The organism is Nocardia aobensis NBRC 100429, from assembly GCF_000308375.1.
GTDB lineage: Bacteria > Actinomycetota > Actinomycetes > Mycobacteriales > Mycobacteriaceae > Nocardia > Nocardia aobensis.
Genome location: NZ_BAFQ01000286.1, coordinates 1 through 24,290 on the forward strand (window position 1 = coordinate 1; position 24,290 = coordinate 24,290).

The 24,290-nt window shown below is 67.2% G+C and carries 26 protein-coding genes; 14 read left to right on the forward strand and 12 right to left on the reverse strand.

What is annotated here, in order from left to right; translation table 11 throughout:
• Window positions 1-180: 180 nt before the first annotated feature.
• The 3 genes from RJ03_RS30495 to RJ03_RS35360 form a co-directional block, all read right to left on the reverse strand.
• On the reverse strand, window positions 181-714 hold the full coding sequence (locus RJ03_RS30495; protein WP_036509266.1) for a dihydrofolate reductase family protein: 534 nt from the start codon (window positions 712-714) through the stop codon (window positions 181-183).
• A 2-nt stretch (window positions 715-716) separates the two neighbouring features.
• Complete coding sequence (locus RJ03_RS30500) at window positions 717-1,634, reverse strand: helix-turn-helix domain-containing protein (protein ID WP_245552435.1); 918 nt, start codon at window positions 1,632-1,634, stop codon at window positions 717-719.
• An 83-nt stretch (window positions 1,635-1,717) separates the two neighbouring features.
• Window positions 1,718-2,140 carry a DUF1707 SHOCT-like domain-containing protein gene (locus tag RJ03_RS35360; RefSeq protein WP_051025451.1) on the reverse strand — a complete coding sequence of 141 codons (423 nt, stop codon included), beginning with the start codon at window positions 2,138-2,140 and terminating at the stop codon, window positions 1,718-1,720.
• A 336-nt stretch (window positions 2,141-2,476) separates the two neighbouring features.
• Here RJ03_RS35360 and RJ03_RS30510 point away from each other — a divergent pair, with 336 nt between their 5' ends.
• A complete protein-coding gene (locus RJ03_RS30510) occupies window positions 2,477-3,529 on the forward strand; it encodes a mechanosensitive ion channel family protein (protein WP_036509271.1) in 1,053 nt (350 codons plus the stop codon).
• A gap of 19 nt (window positions 3,530-3,548) precedes the next feature.
• The gene (locus RJ03_RS30515; RefSeq protein WP_036509211.1) at window positions 3,549-4,403 is read left to right on the forward strand and encodes a TIGR03621 family F420-dependent LLM class oxidoreductase; all 855 of its coding nucleotides are present in this window, start codon (window positions 3,549-3,551) and stop codon (window positions 4,401-4,403) included.
• Here the strand turns inward: RJ03_RS30515 and RJ03_RS30520 are convergent.
• Complete coding sequence (locus RJ03_RS30520; RefSeq protein ID WP_051025452.1) at window positions 4,400-5,530, reverse strand: helix-turn-helix domain-containing protein; 1,131 nt, start codon at window positions 5,528-5,530, stop codon at window positions 4,400-4,402. The genes RJ03_RS30515 and RJ03_RS30520 overlap by 4 nt on opposite strands.
• Window positions 5,531-5,636: 106 nt before the next feature.
• Window positions 5,637-6,464, reverse strand: coding sequence for an SGNH/GDSL hydrolase family protein (locus RJ03_RS30525; protein WP_051025453.1), 828 nt, complete (start codon window positions 6,462-6,464; stop codon window positions 5,637-5,639).
• Window positions 6,465-6,733: 269 nt separating this feature from the next.
• Here RJ03_RS30525 and RJ03_RS30530 point away from each other — a divergent pair, with 269 nt between their 5' ends.
• From RJ03_RS30530 to RJ03_RS30555, 5 genes are all read left to right on the forward strand, one after another.
• Window positions 6,734-7,210, forward strand: a complete 477-nt coding sequence (locus RJ03_RS30530) for a nuclear transport factor 2 family protein (protein ID WP_036509215.1) — start codon at window positions 6,734-6,736, stop codon at window positions 7,208-7,210.
• Window positions 7,207-8,004, forward strand: coding sequence for an SDR family NAD(P)-dependent oxidoreductase (locus tag RJ03_RS30535; RefSeq protein WP_036509217.1), 798 nt, complete (start codon window positions 7,207-7,209; stop codon window positions 8,002-8,004). Before RJ03_RS30530 ends, RJ03_RS30535 begins: the two co-directional genes overlap by 4 nt.
• 142 nt (window positions 8,005-8,146) lie before the next feature.
• Complete coding sequence (locus RJ03_RS30540; RefSeq protein ID WP_036509219.1) at window positions 8,147-10,081, forward strand: UvrD-helicase domain-containing protein; 1,935 nt, start codon at window positions 8,147-8,149, stop codon at window positions 10,079-10,081.
• A gap of 48 nt (window positions 10,082-10,129) precedes the next feature.
• Window positions 10,130-10,936, forward strand: coding sequence for a hypothetical protein (locus RJ03_RS35365; protein WP_051025454.1), 807 nt, complete (start codon window positions 10,130-10,132; stop codon window positions 10,934-10,936).
• A gap of 5 nt (window positions 10,937-10,941) precedes the next feature.
• Entirely contained in the window at window positions 10,942-11,427 is a 486-nt protein-coding gene (locus RJ03_RS30555; RefSeq protein ID WP_083871445.1) for an alpha/beta-hydrolase N-terminal domain-containing protein, read from the forward strand.
• 55 nt (window positions 11,428-11,482) lie between these two features.
• On the opposite strand, the gene RJ03_RS30560 is transcribed toward RJ03_RS30555, so the two are convergent.
• The 3 genes from RJ03_RS30560 to RJ03_RS30570 form a co-directional block, all read right to left on the reverse strand.
• A complete protein-coding gene (locus tag RJ03_RS30560; RefSeq protein ID WP_036509227.1) occupies window positions 11,483-13,597 on the reverse strand; it encodes an oxidoreductase in 2,115 nt (704 codons plus the stop codon).
• Between the two features lie 94 nt (window positions 13,598-13,691).
• Window positions 13,692-14,198, reverse strand: coding sequence for a gluconokinase (locus RJ03_RS30565; RefSeq protein ID WP_036509280.1), 507 nt, complete (start codon window positions 14,196-14,198; stop codon window positions 13,692-13,694).
• 140 nt (window positions 14,199-14,338) lie between these two features.
• Window positions 14,339-15,217, reverse strand: a complete 879-nt coding sequence (locus RJ03_RS30570; RefSeq protein ID WP_036509229.1) for a sterol desaturase family protein — start codon at window positions 15,215-15,217, stop codon at window positions 14,339-14,341.
• A gap of 76 nt (window positions 15,218-15,293) precedes the next feature.
• Between RJ03_RS30570 and RJ03_RS30575 the strand changes: the two genes are divergently transcribed.
• Window positions 15,294-15,914, forward strand: coding sequence for a TetR/AcrR family transcriptional regulator (locus tag RJ03_RS30575; RefSeq protein ID WP_036509232.1), 621 nt, complete (start codon window positions 15,294-15,296; stop codon window positions 15,912-15,914).
• 75 nt (window positions 15,915-15,989) lie between these two features.
• A complete protein-coding gene (locus tag RJ03_RS30580) occupies window positions 15,990-16,751 on the forward strand; it encodes a histidine phosphatase family protein (protein WP_245552436.1) in 762 nt (253 codons plus the stop codon).
• Window positions 16,752-16,775: 24 nt separating this feature from the next.
• On the opposite strand, the gene RJ03_RS30585 is transcribed toward RJ03_RS30580, so the two are convergent.
• Window positions 16,776-17,363: a TetR/AcrR family transcriptional regulator gene (locus RJ03_RS30585; RefSeq protein ID WP_051025457.1), complete on the reverse strand. Its 588-nt coding sequence runs from the start codon at window positions 17,361-17,363 to the stop codon at window positions 16,776-16,778.
• A gap of 86 nt (window positions 17,364-17,449) precedes the next feature.
• On the opposite strand from RJ03_RS30585, the gene RJ03_RS38190 reads away from it, so the two are divergent.
• From RJ03_RS38190 to RJ03_RS30610, 4 genes are all read left to right on the forward strand, one after another.
• A complete protein-coding gene (locus tag RJ03_RS38190) occupies window positions 17,450-18,379 on the forward strand; it encodes an anthrone oxygenase family protein (RefSeq protein WP_083871448.1) in 930 nt (309 codons plus the stop codon).
• A gap of 22 nt (window positions 18,380-18,401) precedes the next feature.
• Window positions 18,402-18,803: a hypothetical protein gene (locus RJ03_RS30600; RefSeq protein ID WP_051025458.1), complete on the forward strand. Its 402-nt coding sequence runs from the start codon at window positions 18,402-18,404 to the stop codon at window positions 18,801-18,803.
• A gap of 369 nt (window positions 18,804-19,172) precedes the next feature.
• Window positions 19,173-20,294 (forward strand): aminoglycoside phosphotransferase family protein, encoded by a 1,122-nt coding sequence (locus RJ03_RS30605; protein ID WP_245552437.1) that lies wholly within the window; start codon window positions 19,173-19,175, stop codon window positions 20,292-20,294.
• Window positions 20,295-20,443: 149 nt separating this feature from the next.
• A complete protein-coding gene (locus RJ03_RS30610; protein WP_036509236.1) occupies window positions 20,444-21,715 on the forward strand; it encodes a cytochrome P450 family protein in 1,272 nt (423 codons plus the stop codon).
• Between the two features lie 21 nt (window positions 21,716-21,736).
• Here RJ03_RS30610 and RJ03_RS30615 read toward each other — a convergent pair whose 3' ends face one another.
• From RJ03_RS30615 to RJ03_RS30625, 3 genes are read right to left on the reverse strand one after another with little or no spacing between them, the layout of a single operon-like run.
• A complete protein-coding gene (locus RJ03_RS30615; RefSeq protein ID WP_036509238.1) occupies window positions 21,737-22,060 on the reverse strand; it encodes a hypothetical protein in 324 nt (107 codons plus the stop codon).
• Window positions 22,061-22,072: 12 nt separating this feature from the next.
• Window positions 22,073-22,468 (reverse strand): hypothetical protein, encoded by a 396-nt coding sequence (locus RJ03_RS30620; RefSeq protein WP_036509239.1) that lies wholly within the window; start codon window positions 22,466-22,468, stop codon window positions 22,073-22,075.
• On the reverse strand, window positions 22,469-23,722 hold the full coding sequence (locus RJ03_RS30625; protein WP_036509241.1) for an amidase domain-containing protein: 1,254 nt from the start codon (window positions 23,720-23,722) through the stop codon (window positions 22,469-22,471).
• A gap of 154 nt (window positions 23,723-23,876) precedes the next feature.
• Here RJ03_RS30625 and RJ03_RS37525 point away from each other — a divergent pair, with 154 nt between their 5' ends.
• Entirely contained in the window at window positions 23,877-24,227 is a 351-nt protein-coding gene (locus RJ03_RS37525) for a hypothetical protein (RefSeq protein WP_157163539.1), read from the forward strand.
• Window positions 24,228-24,290: the final 63 nt, after the last annotated feature.

The window sequence follows — 24,290 nt, forward strand, 5'->3', positions numbered from 1 at the left end:
CCGATGGCAAGCCCTGCCCGCCGCCGACCGGCCCCGACCGGCCGCCCCCTGCCCCCGCCGCCCGGCGCCTGACCGACGTCGTGACCGACCCGGAGCCGGGTGAACCCGCGCGACACGGCTTCATCGTCGTCGTGCCGCGACAAGCACCCGGTTGCCGGTAGGCGGCGGGTTCGCAGTCCGCTAACGGACGATGTCGTAGCGGGCACAGGCGAATTCACCGTTGCGCGCCAGTTCGGTCAGCTTCATCTCGACCCGGCGGGGCAGCAGTGGCTGTCCTGCCCCGAGTGTGATGGGCGCGATCGATACGCACACTTCGTCCAGCAATCCGTGGTCGGCGAACTGTCCCGCCAGCTCGCCGCCGCCGACGATCCAGATGCTCTTGCCCGCGGCGACGTCGGTCATCTCCTTGTGCACCACGGTGATCGGCTGCTGCGTGTACCGCACGTCGGCATCGTCGGTGCGCGGGTCGAAGTCGCGATGGGTGAAGACCCACGCGGGCATCGAGTAGGGCCATTCCATACCGGGATGATTGTCGACGATCCATTGATAGGTGTTGGCGCCCATGGCGATAGCGCCGATGTCGGCGATGAACGCGTCGTACCCCATCGGGCCGTCGTTGTCGACCTGCCGGGTCACCAGCCAGTCCAGTTGGTGGTCCGGTGTGGCGATGAATCCGTCCAGGGTGGTGGCGGTGTAGTACACGGTGCGGGGCATGGTCATCCTCTCCTGCGCAACCACATGATGGGGTCGCCGTTGTCGTGTTCGGTTGTCCGATAGGGGAATTCGCTGTCGATCCACTGGCGCACCAGCAGTCGCCGGTAGGCCGAATAGGTGAGCACGTGGGCGATCACGGAGCCGAGAACGAAACTTTCCGGCGGCTCGCACAGGGCGTCGATCAGGGTGTCGTCCCAGCCGCCGCGACGGTCGATGTCGCGGACGGTATCCAGCCACCGCGGCACCGTCTCCTCGAATCGCCGTGTCAGCTCGGGGAGGTCGTCGGATCCGCGGTTGGGTTGCTCGGTGCCTTCGATGGCGGCCAGCCACACCTGTTTGGTCCATACCAGGTGTGCGAGGACGGTCGCGATCGACGCATCCGGTCCGTCCCACGCCAGTACCGCCGCGGTCGAACGCTGCCGCCGGTACCGGTGCTCGTCCAGGCCCTTCGCGATGTCGAGGAGTTCGCGCGTGTCCTCCACGTCGTGGTGCAGCAGCAGCGATGTCGGATCCATATCGTGTCTGCCTTTCGGTTCGCCCTCCACCCACAGCGACATCGGCGGGTGGAAATGGATCCCGTTCACCGCGGGGAGCCAGCGGGTGCGCGTGGCGGCCGGCGTCGCGCTCGGCGGATGTCCGTAGGCGCGGCTGTAGGCCCGGCTGAATCCCTCCACCGAGTCGTATCCGGCGGCGAAGGCGACATCCGTCACCGCCGCCCCGCCACACAACTGCCATGCTGCGCGCTCGAGCAGCACCCGCCGCCGCATCGCCACCGGCGACTCGCCGGTACCGCGCGAGAATTGCCGGGAGAAGTGATAGGGCGAGACGAACGCGCCCTGCGCCATCGCACTCAGCGTGGTGTTGTTCTCGTCGAGAACGGAATCGAGCAGTTCCCGTAATCGGTCACGTCCGGTCGTCACACCGTTCAGTGTGGTCGGCGCGGGTCATGGCGCGCTTGACCGATCTTGCGCATGTCCGCGTGAACCGGCTCCGCGCCGTGCATTCACACCCGGTAGTGCCGGCGGGGGCCGTATCCGGGCGGGCCGTATCCGCGGCGGTGATGGATGAACAGGAAGAACAGCGCCGGGAAGACGAAGAACGGAATCATATGAGTGGTGGCGACGATCACGACCGCGACCACCACGGCGGCCAGCAGCAGCGCCGGGAACACCGGACGCGCGCGCCGGGGCTCCCGCCGCGGTCGGGCCGGCGGGGCGGGTTGCGGACGCGGCAGGTCGCTGAAGAGGACGACCAAGTCGGCGGCGGTCTTCGCCGCGTAGGCACGGCTCACGCGCTCGTCGTATTCGTCGAGCTCGAGGCGTCCGGCCGCGAAATGGTCGCCGAGGGCGGCCGCGGCCTGTTCACGTTCGGCCGTGCCGATGCGGACGCTCGGCGACCCGAACACCGCGGGGTCGAAATCGGTCATGGCAACCGCCTCACCGGGGAAACGAAATCACGATGCACCCAGCGTAGGACGCTTCGGCGAATCGTGCCTGCGTCCGCGGGCGTATCCGCGGCTACGCCCCGCGACGGATCGGCGTGTATCGCTCGCGCGGACGGTGCCGGCGAACCCGGATGAGAAACGGAAAATACCCGGAAGCCTTGCCGTGAAACACTATTCACCGCATCGGCGCAGGTCGCGAAAGTGTCGGATTTCGCACAGCCGCAGGCGGCGGCGAGCTGCGGATTCCCTCGGTAGCGTGGCGGAAAGCCCGAGATACGAGCAAGCCCGACATACAGCCGTCGCGAGGAGTTGGAAGCCTTGGAGGAGGTACTTCGGCCGCTGGTGGTCTTCGCCGCGACACTCGCGGTCACCATTTCGATCGGCGCGGTGGTCGACCGCCTGTTGAGTCACGCCGCGCAGAAGCATCCCGCTAACCGACTGCCCGGTCTACTGCGTCGCATCCACCTGCCGCTGCAGGTGTTCCTGGCGACGATTGCACTGCATTTCACCTATCCGCTGGCAGAGATCAACCTGCGCCACGACGCGGTCGTGCTGAACGTCCTCGCCGCGGTGGCGATCCTGTCCGCCGCCTGGGTGGTGATGCGCGCCGTCGACGCGGTCGCCGAGAACATGCTGGACAAATACGCTCATCGCACCAGCGACATCGCCAAGGTGCGGCGGCTGCATACGCAGCTGACGCTGGTCCGGCGCATCATCACCACGGTGCTGGCGATCACCACCGCCGCGGTCGCGATCCTGCTGCTGTTCCCGAACCTGCGTACCCTCGGCACCTCACTGCTGGCCTCGGCCGGCATCATCGGCGTGATCGCCGGTGTCGCCGCACAGTCGACGCTGGGCAATCTGGTGGCCGGCCTCCAGATCGCGTTCGGTGATTCGGTGAAGATCGGCGACACCGTGGTGGTCGAGGGGGAGTGGGGCACCGTCGAGGAGATCACGCTGTCGTTCCTCACCGTCCGCATCTGGGACGACCGCCGGCTCACCATGCCGGTCTCGTACTTCAATTCCAAACCGTACGAGAACTGGTCCAAGGGTGGCCCGCAGATCACCGGCACGGTCTTCCTCTACCTGGACACCAGCACGCCGGTGGCCGAACTGCGGGAACATCTGCGCGACTATCTGCGCACCCGGGACGATTGGGACGGCCGCAGCTGGAATCTGCTGGTCACCGACAGCACCCCCTTCGGCATCCAGGTCCGCGCCTCCATGTCGGCCCGCAATGCCGACGACGTGTGGACGCTGCGTTGTGCGGTGCGCGAGGAACTGCTGGCCTGGCTGCGCAACGAACACCCGGCCGCCCTGCCGAAGATCCCGACCAGCGTTGTCGAACGCGAACATGCGATGGCCGAGTAGCCGCCTATAGAGTCGTGGAGTGCGCGAATTCCGCTTCGGAGTCAACTTCCTCAATCCCGGGTCCGCCGACGAGTGGGCCACGAAATGCCGGCGGGCCGAATCGCTCGGCTACGACGTGCTGTTGGTTCCCGACCACCTGGAACTCCCGGCGCCCTTCCCGTCGGTGCTCGCCGCCGCGCAGGCCGCCGAACGCCCGCGGGTGGGCACCTTCGTCCTGAATGCCGCGTTCTGGAACCCGGTCCTGCTGGCCCGCGACGTGGTCAGCACCGCCCAGCTCACCGGCGGCCGACTCGAGCTCGGCCTCGGAACCGGTTATGTGCGAGACGAATTCGAGGAAGCCGGCATCGATTTCGGCACCCCGCGGACCCGCGTCGACCACCTCGAGAAGACGCTGACCGAACTCCGGCGGCTGCTGCCCGAACCGCATCCCACCATTCTGCTGGGCGGCAGCGGTAACCGCATGCTGCGGCTGGCCGCCCGCCACGCCGACATCATCGCGTTCACCGGTGGCGAATCCGTCCCCGGCGCCACCGACGGCTCGATGCGCCTGTCCAGTGCCGAGACGGTCGACGAACGTGTTGCCGCGGCACGGCGTTTCGTCACCGAGTACGACCGCGATCCGGAATTCAACATCCTGGTCCAGCAGGTTGTGGAAACACATGACCGCAAGGCCGCCGCCACCGAGATCGCCGCGCAGATGGATCATTTGAGCGTCGCCGAGGTGCTGGACGCGCCGACCCTGCTGATCGGCACACCCGCCGAGATGGCCGATCAGGTGCGCGAACGCCGGGAACGCTACGGGTTCTCCTACGTCACCGTATTGGAGCCCGCGATGGAGGGGTTCGCCAAGGTGATGCGGGAAGTGCGGGGCTAGTGCACGACCGACAGGTGCGGACCGACCTGCGCCTCGCCGAGGACTTCGGCGAGAAGCCATGAGGTCCACCGCAGTTCGTCGGTGAGTTCGGCGCGCCCGAACCCCGCGCTGTGTGCCCGCGCCACGGCCTCCGCGAGCAATCCGGGGGCCTCGCCGGGATATTCGGCGACCGGCTCACGGTCGTGATCCAGCGTCCGGGTCGGTTCGAGAATGTGCATGCGGGGCCCTCGGTCCTGGCCGATCCGCCTGATCACCTCGGTCGGCACACCCCACTGCCGTGCCAGCGCCGCCGGGCTGGGGAAGTGGATCGGCGACGGAAACAGCTGATCCATGTCATCGGCGGGAACCAGCAGTTCGGCGGCGAACCGGTCGGCTTCCTCCGCCTGCGTCCGGTCTCCCGGCAGCGGGCAGGGGTGCAGTAGCAGATGGCCGAGTGCGCGCGCACACGCGAACCGGTAGCCGTAGACGCATTGCGTGTGCCGGGCGGCCACGACGATCAGCGAGCGCCCCCAGGTGTGCGCGGCGTAGGTGCCGACCCGAGCCATGGCCGCACTCGTCGCCGGCGCGAAGGCCACCACGATGCCGCGCGCCTCGAGTGTCGCGCCGAGATGCGCCAGCGGACCCGGTGCGATGCCCCAGTGGTCGCGGAGCAGGCGCGCGGCGTCGGCAGGCGCGGCTCCTTCTTCGAAGGCAGGGAGGTCGAGCGCCGGGAACCGCATCCGGCAGGCCAGCGTATACGCCAACTCCCAGAGGTATTCCGCGAATGCCACCGCCTTCGCCCGATCGGATGCGGTGGCCGAACCGGGATCGTCGAAATGCAGGTCCGCGGCGTCGATCCGGCACATCGGGCGTCCGGTGGCGAAGTAGTCGACGGGGACTTTCAACACCCTGGCCAGGTCGGCCGGAACGTCCGGATCGGGCTGTACGGCGCCGATTTCGTACTGTTCGACGACCGCGGCGGACAGGCCTGCCGCGTCCGCCAGTTCGCCGACGGACAGTTCGGCCCAGCGCCGCGCCTGCGTCAGTCGTATCGGCTCGAACGCCGACGCGACGAACCCGAACGGCTCGCCGGCCCGTTCGGTGAGGAGTTTCAGCCCGCGTCGGTCCTGCCGACCGTCACTGTCCACCCGAATTGTTTACCGCATCGCCGGTCGCTGCGGGGGATCCGACCCGAAGAAAAATTCGGTTTCCGGCGAAGCGGACAAACTGCTGCGCGGCGAATCCTCCGGCTATTCAGGACATTTCGCCCGGCATGACCGGCAGCAGTTCAGGGCGTTTCGCCGGCCGGCCGTCACCGGTCGACACGCCGCGCAGCCGCCGCCACACCCACGGGCGCAATGTCGCTGCCACCCAGGCGAGTTCGCCGACCGCACCGGCCGCGCGGAAACGCTCGGAGTCCTCCGGCGGCAGCGCCCAGTTGTGATCGGCGCCGTCGAGACCCAGTGCCTCCGCGGCGGCCAGCGCGAAGCGTTCGTGGCCCAGTTCGGAGCCGTGCAGCCGGTCCGCGCTCCACATGCGCAGATCGACCATCGACGCGGCGCCGAACAGATCGACCAGGCGCAGGCCGTACCGGCTCGCGCACAGGCGAATTCGATCGTTGATCAGGTCGACGCGTGGTCCGATGTAGCGGGCGGCCAGCGGCACGATGCGGCGCACATCGGGAAAGGTCGTCGTCACCACCGTTGCGCCGCAGGCGGTCAGCTTCGCGTACAGCTCCTCCATGAGATCCAGCGCCGCGGCGAAATCGGTGCCGGGAGCCGTGACATCGTTCATGCCCGCGCAGATGCCGATCAGATCCGGGTCCATCGCCAAGGCGGCGTCGAGTTGTTCGTCCCGGACCTCCGCGAGGCGGCGACCGCGCACCGCCAGATTGGCGTACCGGATCTCCGGATTGTCCTGAACCAGGCGCTCGGCCAGCCGATCGGCCCACCCGCGCAGACCGGTGCCGTCGTCGCCGTCCCACAGCCCCTCGGTCTGGCTGTCGCCCAACGCGACGAAGCGTTCGTAGCGGTTCGGCGATGCCGCCGGACCGTCCGAACGGGGCGAGGACAACGTCGTCATGGCAGACCTCCGGGACGTGAAGAGGGTGGTGCGGGCAGCGGCACGGCGGGTCCACGGCCGCCATCGCCACGGCCGACCAGGCTACATCGGCGCTGTTCGGCGGAATCGGGGCGTCAGGGCCGCGGTGATCCGCACCACCGGAACGCTCACCGGGTCCCGATGGCCGGAACGACGGCACCACCTCACCCGGGCGTGCGCTATTACTCGACCCGAGTGGGCCGGACCACCGCTGAATCGGCCGGCCGCCTGTCCATCGGAAGGATTTCGCCGTGACCGAACTGGCCGAACTGCACCGCCGCCTCGCCCGGATCGAGGACGAACGCGCGATCGAGCGGATCATCGCCTCGTACGGCCCGCTGGTCGACGCGGGCAACGTCGCCGCCGCCGATCTGTGGTCGGCCGAGGGCACCTACGACGTCGAGGACTGGCAGATGCGCGGCCGCGCCGACGTCGCCGCGATGGTCGGCTCCGACGCCCATCAGGGGCTGATCGGGCGAGGCTGCCTGCATTTCCACGGGCCGGCGGTGGTCACCGTCGACGGCGACGAGGCGGTCGCGGTCTGCGAATCCGTCCTCGTGGTCCAGCACAACGGCCGCAATGTCGTGGCCCGCACCGGCGCCAACCACTTCACCCTGCGCCGGATCGACGGCCGCTGGCAGATCACCGCCCGCACCACCCGCACGGTCGACGGAGACCCGGCAGCCCGCGAACTGCTGACCGCAGGAATCGAGGCCGTGGCGCGATGAGTGGACAACTCGCCGGCAAGGTCGCGGTGGTGACCGGGGCCGCCGCCGGTATCGGGGCGGGGATCGCCCGCCGGTTCGCCGACGAAGGCGCGCGGGTGGTGATCACCGACCTCGACGAAACATCGGGCCGCACGGTCGCCGAGGAGAACGGCGGCCGATTCGTCGCGGCCGACATCCGCCACCGCGAGGACGTCGAAAACGTCGTACGGACAGCGGTTTCCGAATACGGCTCCATCGACATCCTGGTCAACAACGCCTGGGGTGGAGGAACGATCGGCCGCGTCGAGAACAAGTCCGACGAACAACTCGCGCACGGCATCGCCCTCGGCTACTACGGTCCGTTCTGGGCCATGCGCGCCGCCTTTCCGCATATGCGCAGCCGCGGGTGGGGGCGAGTCGTGAACATGTGCAGCCTCAACGGCGTCAACGCTCATATGGGTTCGCTCGAATACAACGCCGCCAAGGAGGCATTGCGCGCCCTGACCCGTACCGCCGCCCGCGAATGGGCGCCCACCGGCGTGACGGTGAACGCGGTCTGCCCGGCCGCCAAGAGCCGCAGCTTCCTGCGCGTACTGGGCGAACACCCCGAGATGGAAGCGATGGCGGACGCGGCAAACCCCATGGGGCGCATCGGTGATCCGTACGACGACATCGCGCCCGTGGTCGTATTCCTCGCCTCCGACGACTCGCGGTATCTGACCGGAAACACCCTGTTCGTCGACGGCGGCAGCCACATCAACGGCGTCGCGTGGACGCCGGATCTCGATGCCGCCGAACGGGATCGGCCGACGTAGACCGCTCACGCCGAGCTTCTCCGGCCGTATCCTCTGCACTCCCTCATGCGATGTAATACCTTGATAGACACAGGTTTTGGTAGCCAGGGGTGTGGCGGCTCCACCACGGACCCGCCCGGCTACGCCGGTAAGGGGGCCCGTGATGGCCGATATCGATTTCGAGCGGCGTCGCCACAGAGTGGCGCAACAGCTCGGCGAACTGACCGTACTCACGCCGGCCTGGCGCCGGTTCCTGTCGGTGCCGCTGATGCGCAACGGCTGGCATGTGCTCGTGGAACGCGAGAACAGCCGTTCGGATCGCTTCGACGCCTATGCCGTCGGCCCGGGCGGCGTCTTCGCCCTGGTCCTCACCGAGGTGGTGCCGTCGGCCGCGGAATTGCGCCGGATCCGGTGGCGTGCGGAGGAGACGTTCGCGAATCTCACCGCGGGCCGCACCCGGTATGTGCCGCATATGATCGAGGTGTTGCTGCTGATGGACGAGGCGGCCGACACTCCGGTCGAGGCCCGCTACGTCGCGGTCGATCCGGCCACCATCGCCGCGTGGCTGTTCGCCGAAGCGCGCCTGCCCGGCCGGAGCGCCCGGCAGATCGCGATGGCGGTGGCCGAACGCAACACCTGGTTCGCACTGCTGTCCGCGGACAGCACTGCGGTGCCCGAACCCCTGCCCGCCGACGGGCTTTTCGAGACGACGACACTGCGTGCGGACGAACCAGCGCGAGCGTTGAAGCGACCTTTCAGCGAATGGATGACGTTTCTCGACCCGGCCCAACTCGACCTCGTCTACCGAAACTACAACGGCCCCGCGCGATTCAGCGGTCCGGCGGGGACCGGGAAGACCGTCGTCGCCCTGCATCGCATGGCACGGATGTCCAAAGAAGGCGCCGGGCGGCAGCTCTTCACCAGTTTCGTGCGCACGCTGCCGGCCTATCACGAATCGGGCTTCCGGCGCCTCGCACCGCATGCGGGTGAGCGGGTGGAGTTCGCCGGACTCCACGCCTGGACCACTCAGTTTCTGCGCAGCCGCGATATCGGCTGCCGCCTGGGCAGCGGCGACAACGCCTTCTACCACGCCTGGCGCAACGCTCGCCGCCACCTCGAACCCCTCGAACCGAATCCGAGCTATTGGAAGGACGAACTGCATCGGGTGATCAAGGGCCAAGGTATCGATCGCGACCTCTATCTGAAGATCGACCGGGTGGGCCGAAACGGCCTGCGACTGGACAAAACGCACCGCGAGCTCGTCTGGACTCACCTGTACCTGCCGTATCAGGCGGCGCTGCAGGACCTCGCGACGGTGGATTTCAACGACGTCATCGATCTGGCGATCGACGAACTGCGCGCGGCGCCGCTGGACGCACCCTATGACCTGGTGGTTGTCGACGAAGTCCAGGACTTCACGCTGATGGAACTCAAACTTGTGCACCAGATCGCCGGTGGTACCTCCACCTCGCCGCTGTTACTGGTCGGCGACGGCCAGCAGCAGGTCTATCCCGGCGGCTGGCGCCTGTCCGATGCCGGCATCCCGATCGTCGGCCGCGGCGCGGTGCTGCGCACCAACTACCGCAATCGCGCGGCCGTGCACGACTACGCCAAGCGGGTCGACGCCACGAATACGGTCGACGACCTCGACGGCGCACCGGGCTTCGTCCTGCGCGACAGCGAGGTCGTAGTGCCGGGCGGTACCGCCCGCTCGGAAACCTTCTCGCGGTCGCGGGCCGAGGAGAAGGTGATCGCGGCGCTGACCGACTCCGGATGTCCGCACTCCGACGTCGCCGTGATCACCGACACCGACCGACAGGCCGAAAGGATCCGAGCAGCACTGCGCCGCAAGCGAATTCCCGCGGTCTCGCTCGAACACTACGACGGCACCCAGCACGATGCGGTGAAGGTGGGAACCGTGCATCGCGCCAAGGGGATGGACTTCGCCGCGGTGTTCCACCTCACCGACGCGCCGACCGCACCCGTCGACCGTTTGCGCGGCAGCGAGCGCGACCGGGCGGAGCTGGCGGCGCGGCAGACCATGGTGGCGCTGACCCGCGCCCGCGACCACATCTGGATCGGGCTGATGAAGAATTGACGCCCACGAGTCGGTCTTTCTCAGCTGAATCGGTTACCTTCGGCATCCATGACCGACGCATCACCGGGTCCGGCCGGGCCGCATGCCCTGCCGGAATCGACGCCCACCGCACCCGCCCGAGATCGCCGGCCACGACGCCTGGGCAAGGTCCGCCAGGTGGTCGTCTCGGTGATGCTGGCGGTGATGACAGCCATGGTGCCGCTGGCCTTCGCGCCCGCCATGCCCGCCTCGGCGGCGGTGGCGAAGCCGGGTGTGGAGAATGCGCCGGCCCGCGCGGCCGTCACCGATCTGGTCGGCGACCACCCGTGGTCGGTGGCCCTGCCCGCTGATTTCGCGGCCGAGGCGGGCTATCGACCGGTGGTCGAGAATGGGATTCTCGTCGATCCCGACGGAGACTGCTCATCGCCGATCCAGCTTCCCGCCGAGTTCACCGAGGCCTGCAAGGCTCACGACCTGGGCTACGACATGCTGCGATACGCCGAACAGCGGCAGCAACCGCTGCAGCCGTGGGCACGCCAAGCCATCGACGCCACCCTGCAGCGCCGCATGCACGCCGCCTGCGATACGCGCGCCGACACCGCCGCCCGCGCCCGCTGCGATGTCCTGGCGACGGTCGCCACCACGGGCGTCGACCTGAATTCCCGGCGGCAGAACTACGCCACCCCGGACCCGGAGTTTCTGTTCGGCGCGCAACTGTCCGGCGAACGGCTCAGCGATCAGCTGCTCCACTTCGGGGGTCCAGCCGCGGTCGGAGCGGTCTCGGCGGCGATCGTCGGCATCGTGGCGTGGCGGCGCCTGCGGCCGGCTCGCCTGGCGGCCCCGAACGCCGTCGCGGAAGCCGGTGCCGCCGGGTGACCGCTATGACAGTGGAGAGCACAACCCCCCGGTCCGACGCGACGACGAAGCCGCGCCGCAATCGGTCCCTCCACGTGCGCCCGCGCATCGATACCGTCGTCGCCGTCACCCTCGCCGTCGTGATGTCACTGCTTCCGGCAGTCCTGCCGCGCACCTCGGTATCCCAGGCCATCCTCACCGGTGTGCCGGTGGCACTCGCGATCGGAGTGGCCGGTTTGGTGCGAACGACTCTGGGCCACTGGCGTTTCGATATCGACGAACGCTTCGGCCGCCACCGCGTCCCGATCCTGCTGCTCTGCGGATTCGTGGTGACGGCGGTCGTCGTGCGCGCGGCGGCATGGCAGAACGGCCTGCACGCGGCCATGGGTGAGGCCCCGGTCGGCGCGGCGTACTGGCTGCGCTGCGCACTGGGCGCGGTGGCGATCGTGGTGTTCCTGGTCGGCATCGGACGTGGAATGCGCTGGGGGATAAGGAAACTCCTGCGACTCTGAGCCTGAAATCGCCAGGGTGTACCGTGAGAGCCGAATTCGCTGCGCCCGAGCTGACTTACAGCGCTGCCGCGACCTTCCATGCCGAGTGGATCGCGCCCTCGATGTAGTCGACCGATCCGGCGTCACCCACCACATGCATTTCGGGAACCAGCCCCGCCAGCGCGTCGGCCAGGGGCGCCTGTGCAGAAACACCCGAGGCGACCACGACCATGTCCGCCGCCGCCGTCGAAATCCGGTCGCCGACGCGAAATTCGACGTGCCGCTCGGTGATTCGCTGCACGGTCGCGTGCCGGTGAATGGTGACGCCCGCCTCGCCGACATGCCGAACGGCCGTCCACCGCCGAGGCATCGCCATCGGCACGCCCAGCTGCTGACCTTCCTCGAGTAGCGTCACAGCGCGTCCGCGTTCGGCCAGGAATTCCGAAAGTTCGAGTCCGACAAGCGAACCGCCGATCACGACCACGTTCTTGCCCATCGGCAGGAATCTGCGCGTCACCGATCGGATCGCGCCGGGGCTCTTCGTGACACCGGAAACCTTGCCCAGCTTCGCGACGGTGCGCAGCAACGGTGGCACCCGGGATACGTCTCCGACACCGGTCATCAAGGCGCGCAACGTATCACCGGTGTGCACGTGCGGCAGATCGCTGCCGGGGACCGCCGGTCGATCCCGCACCGCGCCGGTGGCGACAACGACCACGTCGGGATTCAGCGCCCGGATCAACGGCACGGTCGCCTCGGTCTTCAACCGGATATCGATGTCGAGTTGCTCCACTTGGCTCTTCAGCCAGTTCAGCAGGCGCTCGTTGTCCGGAGTGGTCAGACTGGAGAACCAGAGGGTGCCTCCGAGGCGATCCGCCTTGTCCAGCACCGTGACTCGGTGTCCACGCTCGGCCGCGAGACGGGCGACCTCGAGCCCGCCGGGACCGGCCCCGACCACGACGATACGTTTCGATGTCGTGCCGCGAACCAACGGAAGGACTCGCTCGTCGCCGAGTGCCGGGTTCACCGCACACAGCGGGGTGTCGTCCCAGAAGTTCTCCTGAACGCACGCATAGCAATTGATGCAGGGCCGAACGTTCTGCGGTGTCCCGGCACGCAACTTGTTTACCAATTCCGGGTCGGCGAGCAATTGCCGTCCCATCGCCGCGAAATCCGCCTTGCCCTCGGCGATGACCTTCTCACCGATCTCCGGCAATACCCGGCCGACAGTGATCACGGGAATCGAGACGGCCTTCTTCACCTCGCCCGCCAATTCCGTATAGGCGCCGACGCGGTCGGGCAGCGGCCCATCGGTGAAGTTGGAGAACGGGTTTCGGCCCCAGCCGGTGACATGAATCGCGTCCGCGCCGGCCGCCTCGAACAACGCCGATGCCTGCTTCGCCTCCTCGGTGGTCAGCGCATCGTCCTCACCGAATTCACGCCCCGCGATCCGTACCAGAACCGCCAGCGCATCGCCGACCTCCGCCTTGACCGCGCGAATCACCTCGACCGCCAATCGCGCCCGATTCACCAGCGAGCCACCGTATTCGTCGGTTCGCTTGTTGTCCGCCCGGCTCAGGAAGCCGCCGAGTATGTACCCGTGCGCGCAATGAATTTCGACGGCGTCGCCACCGGCCGCCTGCACCCGCCCCGCGGCCTCCGCGAAACACCGCACGACCCAATCGATATCGTCCTGTGTGGCTTCGCGGTAGGTCGCCTGCTTACCGCCCGTGACAGCCGCCAGCTTCTGCAATTCTTCCGGGGTGTTGTCGGCCAGCGCCGACATATCCGCCGAGCCGCGCGGCGCCGACGGAACCAGCAGCGGCCGCCCCTGCACGGTATCGATCCGGGCGATCTTCCCGTGATGCGTCATCTGCACACATAATTTGCTGCCCGCGGCATGGACCGCGTCCGCGAGTGCGCGGAGACCTGGAATGAACCGATCCTCGGACAGCCCGGGTTCCTTGGTGCTCGCACAGCCCACCGGGTAGGCGACGGCACAGCATCCGGTGATGATCAGCCCCGTCCCGCCGGCCGCACGGGCGGCGAAATGATCGATATCGCCCTGCTCGATCTCGCCGTCGTCGCAGAGGTTCATATCCATCGCGGGCAGAACGACGCGGTTGGGGACCGTCATCGGGCCGATCGTCCCGGGGGCGAGCAGGTGGGGAAAGGTCTGGTTGCGCGGCACGCGTCGACGCTAGAACTCCCGTGAGCGGGCCAGGGCACACCTCCCGATCACCGAGACATCGACCGTGTGCCGTCGGCGCCGACCCGGAAACGCACTACCCGATGTGCAGCAGCGCGGCGGCATTCTCCGCGAGGACTTCCGGTGCGCGATCGGTGGGGAGAACAACCCCGCGTTCGGCGGCGTCCAGTGGCTCGAGCGTGCGCAGTTGCGAATCGATCAGGGAGGCGGGCATGTAGTGGCCACGGCGGCCGGTCATACGCTCGATCAATTCCTCGCGATTCGCGGTCAAATGCACGAAGAACACCTCGGGCGCGGCGGTCCGAAAGATATCGCGATAGCTCCGCTTCAGCGCCGAGCACGCGATAACACCACCGGTCTTCTCGACCATGCGCTCGTGCAACCAGCGCCCCACCGCCGCCAGCCACGGTCCGCGATCCTGATCCGTCAACGCAATACCCGCGGACATCTTCGCGATATTGGCGGGGGAGTGCAGATCGTCCGCATCCGCGAACGGAATGCCGAGCCGGTCGGCAAGCAGACGACCGACCGTCGATTTCCCGGTACCGGAGACCCCCATCACCACCACACAGGTCGGGCGCATACGGTCGGTCACCAAGGCACGGTAACCGACCCGGGCACCACAGCCGATCATGGGCGGACATTCGTCGAGTCCTCCCGCAGACAGGGGGGCGTCGCTCCCGATTTCGCCGGTGCGTGCGACCGGAGCTGATCCCGGTGCGGTCAGCGAGGTAGCCGATCTCCGCTCTCGCTCGGGTCCGTGGCGCCGGGCTGCCACCCTGGTGGCCCGAACAGATATCCGGCCCATTCGCGAATTCGTCTGGTGGAGCGTATATCTCGCCACAGCGCGCCGAATTCGTAGTACTGGAGTGTGAGGACGTTCGAGCTTTCGATGTTCTTCGTGAGCCCGTAGGTGGGGCGGAAGGTTTCGGCGCGAAAGGTGCCGAACATGCGGTCCCAGAGGATCAGGATGCCGCCGTAGTTGCGGTCCAGATATTCCCGATCGCTGGCATGGTGCACGCGATGATGGGACGGCGTGTTGAAGACGAATTCGAACCAGCGGGGCAGCCTCCCGATGGTCTCGGTGTGCACCCAGAACTGGTAGATCAGGTTGAACGACCAGGCCGTGAAGATCATCCACGGCGGCACGCCCAAGAGCGGCAGCGGCACCCAGGCCAGGAGTTCGAACCACGGATTCCACTTCTGACGCAGCGCGGTCGCGTAGTTGAAGTACCGGCTGTTGTGGTGCACCTGATGCGCCGCCCACACCACCCGGACGCGATGCGCGAGGCGGTGATAGGCGTACCAGAGCAGATCCACCGCGAGCATGACCGCCAGCCACGACAGCGGATTGCGCGGATCGACCTGCCACGGCGCGTGCACGTACAGCACGGCGTAGCCGATGAGTGCGGCGAATTTGGCGGCACCGCTGATGAACAGGGAGACGAAACCCATGGCCAGGCTGGTTCGCGCATCGGTCACGTCGTAGCCGGCGCGGTCTTCGGCATGACCGCGCAGGGCGGCGATCTCCAGGACCATCGCGAGCACGAAGAACGGCACCGCGTAGGTCACCGGCTGGTTGATCTGTTCCCACAGGGTCATCGCAGGCACTCTCCGGAACGGCTATATGACCCTACGGTCACTTCAATGGAAGTGACCGTAGGGTAAGTTCGGGCGCATGTCAACGGCCGCCGGACTCGGAACCAAGGGCATGCCCGCGCAGGACCGCCGCGAGAAGATCCTCATCGCCGCCATGCGGGAGTTCGCCGAACGCGGGTTCGCCGCCGTATCGATGGTGTCCATCGCCGGGCGCGCGGGCATCTCCAAGGCGCTGGTCTATCAGCACTTCACCTCGAAGGAACAGCTCTACGCGGAATGCCTGACCGCCCTGGCCGACCCGCTACTGGAACGCCTCGACGACGAAATGAACCCCGCCACAGCACCTTTCGCGATGCCGGGTAACGCACTGCGCGGCCTCTTCGACACCCTCGGCCCCGACCGCACCGCCTGGCGGATCATCCACGACCCGACCGCCCCGGCGACCGGCGCGGTAGCGGATCTGGTGCACGGCTGCCGCAACCGGATCGCCGCACACGCCGACTCGGGCGTGCGCCGGTTCCTCGGCGCCCTGGGCGACACCGACGAACGCGATATCGAAGCGCTCGCCGGCATCTGGACCGCCGCGGTCGACGCGGTAATGGCCTGGGCGCGCGCACATCCCGAAGAATCCGCCGACGACCTGACCACCCGCTTCACCCGCCTGATCGACATCGTCTTCTCGATCGGCGCAACACGCTGACGAGGCTCGTGTAGAACCGCGGTTCCCGGAGCGCGCGCGTTTCCGGTCCAGGGGACCCGAAACAGGGAGGATCCGATGACGGCAATGGGCCCGGACCCGACGGGCGCATCCCCGCAGGCAGGCGAGGACCGCTCGACAGAAATTCCGCCGCGGTATCGCATGCGCGACCTCTGGATCATCCGCCACGGCGAAAGCCGGGCCAATGCCGCGTTCAATGCCGGTGCCGACGAGCCCTTACCGGGAAACGACTCCGACGTCGAGCTGACGCCCACGGGATACGAGCAGGCCGCTCGGCTCGGACGGTGGCTGGCCGGCCTGAGGCCGGATCGGGCGCCGCAACTGGTGGTGTGTTCGCCGTATGTGCGCGCCCAGCAGACCTGGGCGACGATGGCCCGCGCCGCCGACGGCATCACCGAAGGGGCCGGAGCCGTACCCGCCGTGACCGACGAACGCTGCCGTGATCGCGAGATGGGGATCTTCGAATTGCATACGCCGCAAGCGATTCGACGCCGAGCGCCGCAGGAGTACGAGCGCCGCGCCCGCCTCGGCGAATGGTTCTATCGTCCGCCGGGCGGGGAATCGCCGGCCGATGTCGCGCTGCGGATGCGCGATCTGCTCACCGAACTCGACCGGACCACCGCCGAGCGGATTCTGATCGTCGCGCACGACGCGGTCGTCGTCACCGCCGCGCATGTCCTGGCCGGCGTGGGCGCGCCGCCCCCTGCCGAACTGCCGCCGGTGCCCAACGCCTCGATCACGCACTGGCACAACAGCGAGAGCCGTCTGCGGCTCACCACATGGGGCAGGGATGCGATGCCGGGGACGACTGCCGACTGAGCGACCGAATCCGCGAACGCGCGTTCAGGTGAACAGCTGGGCACGCGCCGCGGTCAGCGCCACCCTCGCGGCGGCATCGGCGGTGCTGTCGTCTACCCGCTCCCCGGTGATCAGTACGCGGAAATAGATCGGCGCCACAAGCGTTTTGATCATCTCCGCCGGATCGGTGCCCTCGGGCAGCTCCCCGCGAGCGACCGCCCGCGTCACGACCGGCAGCGTCTGCCGGATCCGATCGCGGAAGACGTGCCGTGCGGAGTTCGGAGGCGCGGGCAGGCCCGCCGCGGTGGACACCATCACCGCCAGAATGGCCCGGCCGGAGGCGCTGGTGGTCCACGCGACCAGGCTGCGCGCGAGCGCGCGGAGATCCTCGTCGACCGACCCGGTATCGGGGATGGGGATTTCCGTCGCGACACTCTCGGCCAGCGCCTCGGCGATCAGGCTGTCGCGATCGGGCCATCGCCGATAGACGGTGGTCTTGTGCACGCCGGTGCGCTGGGCGACGTTGTCGATCGTGAACGCGGCGTATCCCCGTTCGCTCAGCTCGTCGACGGTGGCGGCGAGCACGGCGGCGCGGACCTTCGGCCCACGTCCCAGAGGCGCGGACGAACTCATTGCAACTCCTAGTTGCGATATCGCGGACGGGCGGGCATCCTGACGATATCGCAACTCGATGTTGCGATATTCCGATGGGAGTCTCGATGCTGTCGAAGTCCATCCGGGGAGCCGCACTCCTGTTCCCCGGTCTCCTGGCCGGAGCGTTCGGCTACGGCGCCGTCAACGTGCTGTACGCGTTTCGTGAAGTGCCTCTCGAGGTCCGGTTCACGTTTCACGTCGCGCTCATGCGAGTCAACGGTCCGGTCATGCAATCGCTGATGGCGCTGGCGGTGCTCGCCACCCTGGTGCTCGCGGTGCAATCGCGGGGAGGGCGGCGCCGGGTCGCCGCGTGCGCCACCGTGCTGGTGGTTCTCTCGTTCCTGGTGACGCGATTCGGGAATGTGCCGATCAACCAGCAGATCAAACAATGGGCGGTGGGCACCGCGCCCGCGGATTACGCCGATACCCTGCGACGCTGGGAATTGTTTCATTTCACCCGAACCGGTTGCGCCGTAGTCGCATTCATTCTGGTGATCGTCGCGGTGGTCGGATTCACCTCGACCGACGACGATATCCGGCCGATGCGGGAAAATCCGCGCCGGTCGCCCTCCGCGCGACGCGATATCCGCAATCGCATCGTCGTACTCGCCCATCGCATCGGCCTGCCGTTCGGCCCCATTCACCTGCTCACCGTGGCCGGTCGTTCGACGGGAAATCCCCGAACCACTCCCGTCGCCCCGATACAGCTGGACAGCGTCCAGTACCTCGTGCAGGCATACCCCGATGCCGAGTGGGTCGAGAATGCCCGAGCCGCCGGCCGTGGCGTCCTCACGCGCGGCCGCAAGTCCCGGACCGTCGACCTGATCGAAGTGCCCGAACAACATCGCGGGCCCGTGCTACGCGCCTTTCCTAAGCAAAACCCGAGGGGCGCACAGGCATTCGTCAGAAATGGTCTGGTGGAATCCGGCTCGCCGGACAGCTTCGCCGACGCGGCGAGCCGCTGCGCCGTCTTTCGTGTCGACGCCGTCGTGTGACGCCGCATATCGAGAGGGAACGATGATTCGCACTCCGTTGACGCCGATCACCGGGCAAGCCGTCGGCATTCTTGCCGACGGCGCGGTCAAAATACTGCTCGCCGCCGTCTATATCGTCGGTGCCGAATCGCTGAGTCATCGACTCGGCGTCGCCACCTGGCTGCTGATCGCCTGCGCCGCAACTCTGCTCATCGCCGGTGGCGGTGAACTCGCTTACCTGCGCAACCGCCCGGTGAGCACGTATATGCGGCTCATGATCGGCTACGACAGCGGCTGGTCGATCGTGACCGTCGTCGCGCTGCTGCTGGCATGGCAGGGCAACCGGACGGCCGGCGAGCTCTGGATCGGTTATCAGACGATAGCGCCGCTCGCCTTCGCCGCGCTGCTGATCGCGGCCGACGGCCGTGACTCCGCGCCGGAATGAACCGGCGGGGCCGACCGATGGTGACCCGCTGCGCCGATTCAGCCGACGCGCAAGCGCCGGCGGTTTTCCGCGATTGGGGAATACCTGCCGCGCAGTCTGTTTCGAATGGCGTGAGAGCGGACTCGGCTACCCTCGGGATACCGGCGGGTAACTCCATCCGCCTGTCCGCGGGTGGCGTCGAAGAATTGAGGCAATCGGTATTTTATTGTCTTGCAATGCTTTCGAGTGCTGTAAGGTACTGTGCTTCTGGCGCCGGATCGGTGAGGGCGCCGGTTCGCTCGGATAATCGTTGTCTTACAGTGGAATCGAGATACGTGCGTGAATCACAAGCTCTGGTTGCTCGGTCGTTCTGCCACCGTTGGTACCCGGATGCTGGGTGAGAAGATTCGCGGCCCGAGATCGCGCTCCCTGAACGACGTGCCGATCTCCGGAGACCACGTCACCCCCGAGTGGCTGACCGCGGTGCTGTGCCGCGATGTTCCCGGCGCCGAGGTGACGGGCTTCGAGACCTCCAACGGCAGTAGCGGCACCTCGACGAGGGTCGCGATCCGGGTCGAATACAACGAGGCGGGAAGCCAGGCGCAGCTGCCGACCCGGTTGTTCGCCAAGACCACCACCAGTTTCAGCCAGCGCATACTGCTGGGTGGCGGAAAGATGATCGACGGGGAAACCCGGTTCTTCCGCGACTTCCGGCCCGCCGTCGACATCGAGGCGCCGATCGGATACTGGGGCGCGTCCGACCCGGCGTCCTGGCGGTCGATCGCGCTGATGGAGGACATCGCCGCGACCCGCGGCGCCGTGTTCAGCGAGCCCACCGCCACGATCACTCGCGAACAAGCCGAGGATCTGGTCCGCAATCTCGCCCGGCTGCACGGCACCTTCTGGGAATCCGAGGCGATCGACGCCCTCAACACCCCGGCGTACATGCTCGACGTGTACCTCTCCGCGATCGATATGAAGAAGCGGTGCGAGGTGGGCCTTCGCCGCGCGGAGGAGGTCGTTCCGCCGGCCCTGCACGGCAGCAGCGAACGGCTGTGGGCCGGTGTCGAACGGGCGGTGTCCATCGCGACCGAGGAGGTTCCGCCGACGCTGCTGCACGGCGATCCCCACATCGGGCAGACCTACGTCACCAGCGCCGGCCGCATGGGTTTCGTGGACTGGCAGGTCGTCATGCGAGGCGGATGGGCACACGATTTCGCCTACACCGTCAACTCCGGATGCGAGCCGGAAGACCGCCGGGTGTGGGACAGGGACCTGCTCGCGGTGTACCTGGACGAACTCGGGGCGGCGGGCGGTAAGCCGCCGGCCTTCGACGACGCCTGGTTGCTCTACCGCCAGCAGTCGATGTTCGCTTACGCCGCATGGGCTTTCACCATCGGACGCGCGAGCTACCAGCCCAAGATGCAGTCGAACGAAACCTGCCTGACCCTGTTGCGGCGCATCACCACCGCCATCGACGACAACGATTCCCTGGGCGCCCTCGGCGTCTGACGCACCAACGCTGTACCACGAATGATCATCGTGCTGCCGATGGTCGTCCCGGCCAGGGTCGTCCGGGCGCGACCAGCGCAGCCTTCGACGCGCGCGACATCCCCTCGAGCAGTTCGATACGGCGCGCGATACGACAACTGGAGTGGTTGATGACTACGTCGCAGTTCCCGACCCGCCCGACGATGTGTCCCGTTGCCCACGGCTCGCCGACGAGTTCCGACGGCCCGCGCGTCCCGTTGTACACCCCCGATTTCTCCGACGACCCGCATCGGGTCTACCGCGAAATGCGCAGCAGATACGGCTCACTCGCACCCGTCGAACTGGCGCCGGGCGTGCCCGCGACCCTGGTGATCGGCTACCGCACCGCGGTGCGCATTCTCAACGATCCCGAACACTTTCCCGCCGACCCGCGCGTGTGGCAGCAGACGGTGCCCTCGGACTGCCCGATCCTCCCGCTGCTGGAATGGCGCCCGATGGCGAGCAGAAGTTCCGGCTCCGATTTCCATCGGTACCGTGAGGCCATCACCGCCGGTATCGACGCGGTCGATCTGCACTCGCTGCGCGCGGCGGTCGAGAAGGCCACACTTCCCCTGATCAACAGCTTCTGCCAGGACGGCCAGGCGGAACTGATCACCCAGTACATCTATCCACTGGCATTCGAGCTCGTGAACGTCATGCTCGGATGCCCGCCGGAGATCGGCGCGCAGGTCGCGGCCGGAACGGCCAAGCTGCTCGAAGGTGTCGACGCCGAACAAGGCAACCGCATTCTCGGCGAGGCGCTGATGAGCCTGGTGCGCCTCAAACGAGCCACCCCGAGCAACGACATCACGTCGGTCCTGCAACAACATCCGGCCGCCCTCGACGACACCGAGGTCTCGCATCATGTGTCGCAGATCTACGGCACCGGAATCGAATTCGAGCTGAACCTGATCGCCAACACCCTGCTGCTGGTACTCACCGACGACCGTTTCGGCGGCAGTGTGCTCGGCGGAAATCTCTCCTCCCGCGACGCGGTGGACGAGGTGTTGTTCAACGACCCGCCCCTGGCGAACCTGCTGATCACCTACCCCCGCCAGCCGATGCTGATCGACGACGTCTGGCTACCCGCCAATCAGCCGGTCGTGATCAGTATGTCGGCCTGCAACAACGATCCCGTCATTCGCAGCGACGATATGACCGGCAACCGATCCCACCTGGCCTGGGGCATCGGCCCGCACGCGTGCCCCGCCCAGTCGATCGCGTACCTGATCGCCCAGGAAGCGATCGACCAACTCCTCGACGCCCTGCCCGAAATCGAGCTCGCGACCGACGCCCCGAGTTGGCGCCCCGGCCCGTTCCACCGAGCATTGACGGCCTTGCCGGTGACCTTCCCCCGCACCGAGCCACTGAATTTGAACAACAAGCCGGCCATGCCGGGGTGACACTCGCACAGTGGCCCACTGTTATTCGGACATGGAGTCCACGGCCTTGCCGATGCGACCGAGACTGGTCGCATAGCGTTCGTCGACACTCGTGCGCGCGCTGACGATCTCGACGATCTTCTTTCCGATGCTCTCGAGTTCCGCCAGGCTCGACAGGATGTCCTGCTTTCGCGCCGAAGCGAATTCGACGAGCGCGGGCCCGGTCTGCCAGCCTTCGTTCGCCTGCCGCGCCGGTTCGATCTCGTCGAATTGTTGCTCGACGCGGGTTCGGGATTCGTTGCTGTTGGTGGAGATGTCCACCCCGGCCTGTTGCGCCGTCGCGGGGTCGATGCAGACGTCTGTCATGGTGAGGTCCTGTCAGAAGAACGCTTCGCACGGATGGTAGCGAGGCGAGATCGGTTCATCGGTATTCGGTTGCAGCAGTGCGGATCCCACGACCAGCGCGTAACCGATGCTGATGATCACCGCCGAGGCCGCGACAACGATCCCGAGGACCTTCGCCGGCGTCGAGGAGAAACGCGTGGCGGACACGAGGAACACCACTGCTGCCGCGGCAGCGCAGATCAACAGAACTGTCGCGGCCCAGCTCGCGACGGTGGCGGCGGTCGGAACGGGAATGGTTCGCGCACAATGTGATTCGAGAAGCGCTTCGGCCCGCTCATCCAGCTTGTGATCGGCAACCGCAAGGAGGAGAACGGCAGCTGCGAAGCAGGCGAGGAACAGTGCGGCTGACACGATCGTGGGGCGTTTCAACTACCAGGTCTCCTTCGGCCGAATGATCCGGACGTTCTGTGTGCCGCCGTCCTGATTCGAGAATCCGATCCGGTCGGTCAGGCTGAAATCCTTCCCGTTCGTCGTGTGCTGGGAATAGAGAATGTCACCGTTGGGAAGTACGGCGGTCACGACCGCCGTGTGGTGCGCTTCGCCCGGCTTGTAGTCGCCGACGTTCTGCGTGTGCTCCCAGTACACGAGATCGCCTGGTTTCGCCCCGGCCGTCCCGACCTCCTGCGCTCCGTTGTTCAGGAAGAAATTCTTCTGCTTCTCCGCATTGAACCAGGTGTCGCTGTGGCTCAGTCCCTGCAGGGAGCCAGGCCCCGGCGGATCGAAGTCGATTCCCGATGCCCGGCTGCGGTTCCAGCCGTCCGAATCGGTGGTCAGAGTGCCTTTGTAATCGAGACCGGCCGACGCGAGAGTGGTGGAGACGAAGTTCGCGCAATTGTTCTGGAACTTGTCGATCGACGTATCGTTCGCGTGGTCGCGAGCGAACTGCACCGCCTTGACCGCGTTGTAGCCGTTGGAACCTTCGAGTTCCTTCTTCACGCTGTCGGGGATCCCGTTGAGATCGTGAAGTTCGACCGGCACCGCCAACATGAGTTGCTTGCGCCGATCGACGGGCAGCGAGTCCCACCATGCCTTGACCACATCGGCGGGCTGACCTTGCGGCAGGGTCTCGCGAATGGCGTCGAGCGCGTCGGCCACCGCCGCGGACTGCTGTTTCAGGGCGTCATCGAGCGAGCTGGTGTCGACGTTGATGTTCAGTTTGCGCAGCGCGCCGGCGACCTCCTGGTCGGCGCGATCCGCCGCATCGATCGCATCCTTGATCAGCGCGTTGTATCGCCGGCAGTCGTCCGCCGCGGTCTCCGGATCGTGATGCCCGGCCGGGACGACGAGAACATCGCCCTCGAGGTCCAGGCCCGCGACCGTTCCCGCCGTGATCGCCGAACTCGCCTGTGCCTGCGCGATCCGTGCCGCATCCTCGAGCGTGTCCAGCGCGGTGACGGCGCCCCGCAACAGCACGCCGACCTCCTCCAGCTTCCCCGTGACATCGGAAATCCGCCCGCGCACGAGCTCGCCCAGATAGTCGGTCCAGGATTCCTCGAGCCGACGCGATCCATTGGCATGGATCTCGGCGACGGCCTCCTCACAATCCTTGGCCGCCGCCAGCAGATCGTCGGCTGCGGCTTGCCAGCTGCCCGGATTCGCGTACCGAAGTTGATGTAGATCCATGACCGTCCCCCCGTACCTTCGATGGTGGTCAGAGGGTAGTCAAAACGCCAAAAACGGGCAAATAGAACAAATTTGGTGGCGCGGCGATCTCAGCTCACGCCACCCGGGGCTACTTGCGGTGGCGACCGGTGTATCCGTCGGTCGACGGAGAATCATGAGCCTCGTCCGGGTTGCCGTCGCCGCTTTCGGCACCGGATCGATCACCAGGACCTTTGCCGATTCGGCGCGGTTTGGCGATGCGACGGATTCCGGCGGCGGGGGCGCGTTCACCGGCTCGCTTCCGTCGCAATTCGTCGAGGTCGACGACGCTTGCGTCCTGATCGGCCGGGCCCGCATGAACCGATGCGGGACCTTCATCGGCCACTGCGGGGCCGGTATCAGCCACCGCGGGACCATGCCACGCGGTACTCGAATCCGCCGGCCACGACCCGGTCTCTCGCTGCAATTCCGACCGCATGACGGGCCTGGTCGGCGCCGGATCGTTGACACGGCGGGCGCCCTCTGAACGCCACGTCTTACGAGCAGGCTTGGCGTCGTCCGCCACCCGTCGGGGACGCCGCGGCAGCTG

Excerpts from the sequence above, each read along its gene's own strand:
- RJ03_RS30495 (WP_036509266.1), bottom strand. The coding sequence starts at position 714 with ATGCCCCGCACCGTGTACTACACCGCCACCACCCTGGACGGATTCATC.
- RJ03_RS35360 (WP_051025451.1), bottom strand. The coding sequence starts at position 2,140 with ATGACCGATTTCGACCCCGCGGTGTTCGGGTCGCCGAGCGTCCGCATC.
- RJ03_RS30525 (WP_051025453.1), bottom strand. The coding sequence starts at position 6,464 with ATGACGACGTTGTCCTCGCCCCGTTCGGACGGTCCGGCGGCATCGCCG.
- RJ03_RS30535 (WP_036509217.1), top strand. The coding sequence starts at position 7,207 with ATGAGTGGACAACTCGCCGGCAAGGTCGCGGTGGTGACCGGGGCCGCC.
- RJ03_RS30540 (WP_036509219.1), top strand. The coding sequence starts at position 8,147 with ATGGCCGATATCGATTTCGAGCGGCGTCGCCACAGAGTGGCGCAACAG.
- RJ03_RS35365 (WP_051025454.1), top strand. The coding sequence starts at position 10,130 with ATGACCGACGCATCACCGGGTCCGGCCGGGCCGCATGCCCTGCCGGAA.
- RJ03_RS30555 (WP_083871445.1), top strand. The coding sequence starts at position 10,942 with ATGACAGTGGAGAGCACAACCCCCCGGTCCGACGCGACGACGAAGCCG.
- RJ03_RS30565 (WP_036509280.1), bottom strand. The coding sequence starts at position 14,198 with ATGCGCCCGACCTGTGTGGTGGTGATGGGGGTCTCCGGTACCGGGAAA.
- RJ03_RS30570 (WP_036509229.1), bottom strand. The coding sequence starts at position 15,217 with ATGACCCTGTGGGAACAGATCAACCAGCCGGTGACCTACGCGGTGCCG.
- RJ03_RS30575 (WP_036509232.1), top strand. The coding sequence starts at position 15,294 with ATGTCAACGGCCGCCGGACTCGGAACCAAGGGCATGCCCGCGCAGGAC.
- RJ03_RS30580 (WP_245552436.1), top strand. The coding sequence starts at position 15,990 with ATGACGGCAATGGGCCCGGACCCGACGGGCGCATCCCCGCAGGCAGGC.
- RJ03_RS30585 (WP_051025457.1), bottom strand. The coding sequence starts at position 17,363 with ATGAGTTCGTCCGCGCCTCTGGGACGTGGGCCGAAGGTCCGCGCCGCC.
- RJ03_RS38190 (WP_083871448.1), top strand. The coding sequence starts at position 17,450 with ATGCTGTCGAAGTCCATCCGGGGAGCCGCACTCCTGTTCCCCGGTCTC.
- RJ03_RS30600 (WP_051025458.1), top strand. The coding sequence starts at position 18,402 with ATGATTCGCACTCCGTTGACGCCGATCACCGGGCAAGCCGTCGGCATT.
- RJ03_RS30605 (WP_245552437.1), top strand. The coding sequence starts at position 19,173 with ATGCTGGGTGAGAAGATTCGCGGCCCGAGATCGCGCTCCCTGAACGAC.
- RJ03_RS30610 (WP_036509236.1), top strand. The coding sequence starts at position 20,444 with ATGACTACGTCGCAGTTCCCGACCCGCCCGACGATGTGTCCCGTTGCC.
- RJ03_RS30615 (WP_036509238.1), bottom strand. The coding sequence starts at position 22,060 with ATGACAGACGTCTGCATCGACCCCGCGACGGCGCAACAGGCCGGGGTG.
- RJ03_RS30625 (WP_036509241.1), bottom strand. The coding sequence starts at position 23,722 with ATGGATCTACATCAACTTCGGTACGCGAATCCGGGCAGCTGGCAAGCC.
- RJ03_RS37525 (WP_157163539.1), top strand. The coding sequence starts at position 23,877 with ATGAGCCTCGTCCGGGTTGCCGTCGCCGCTTTCGGCACCGGATCGATC.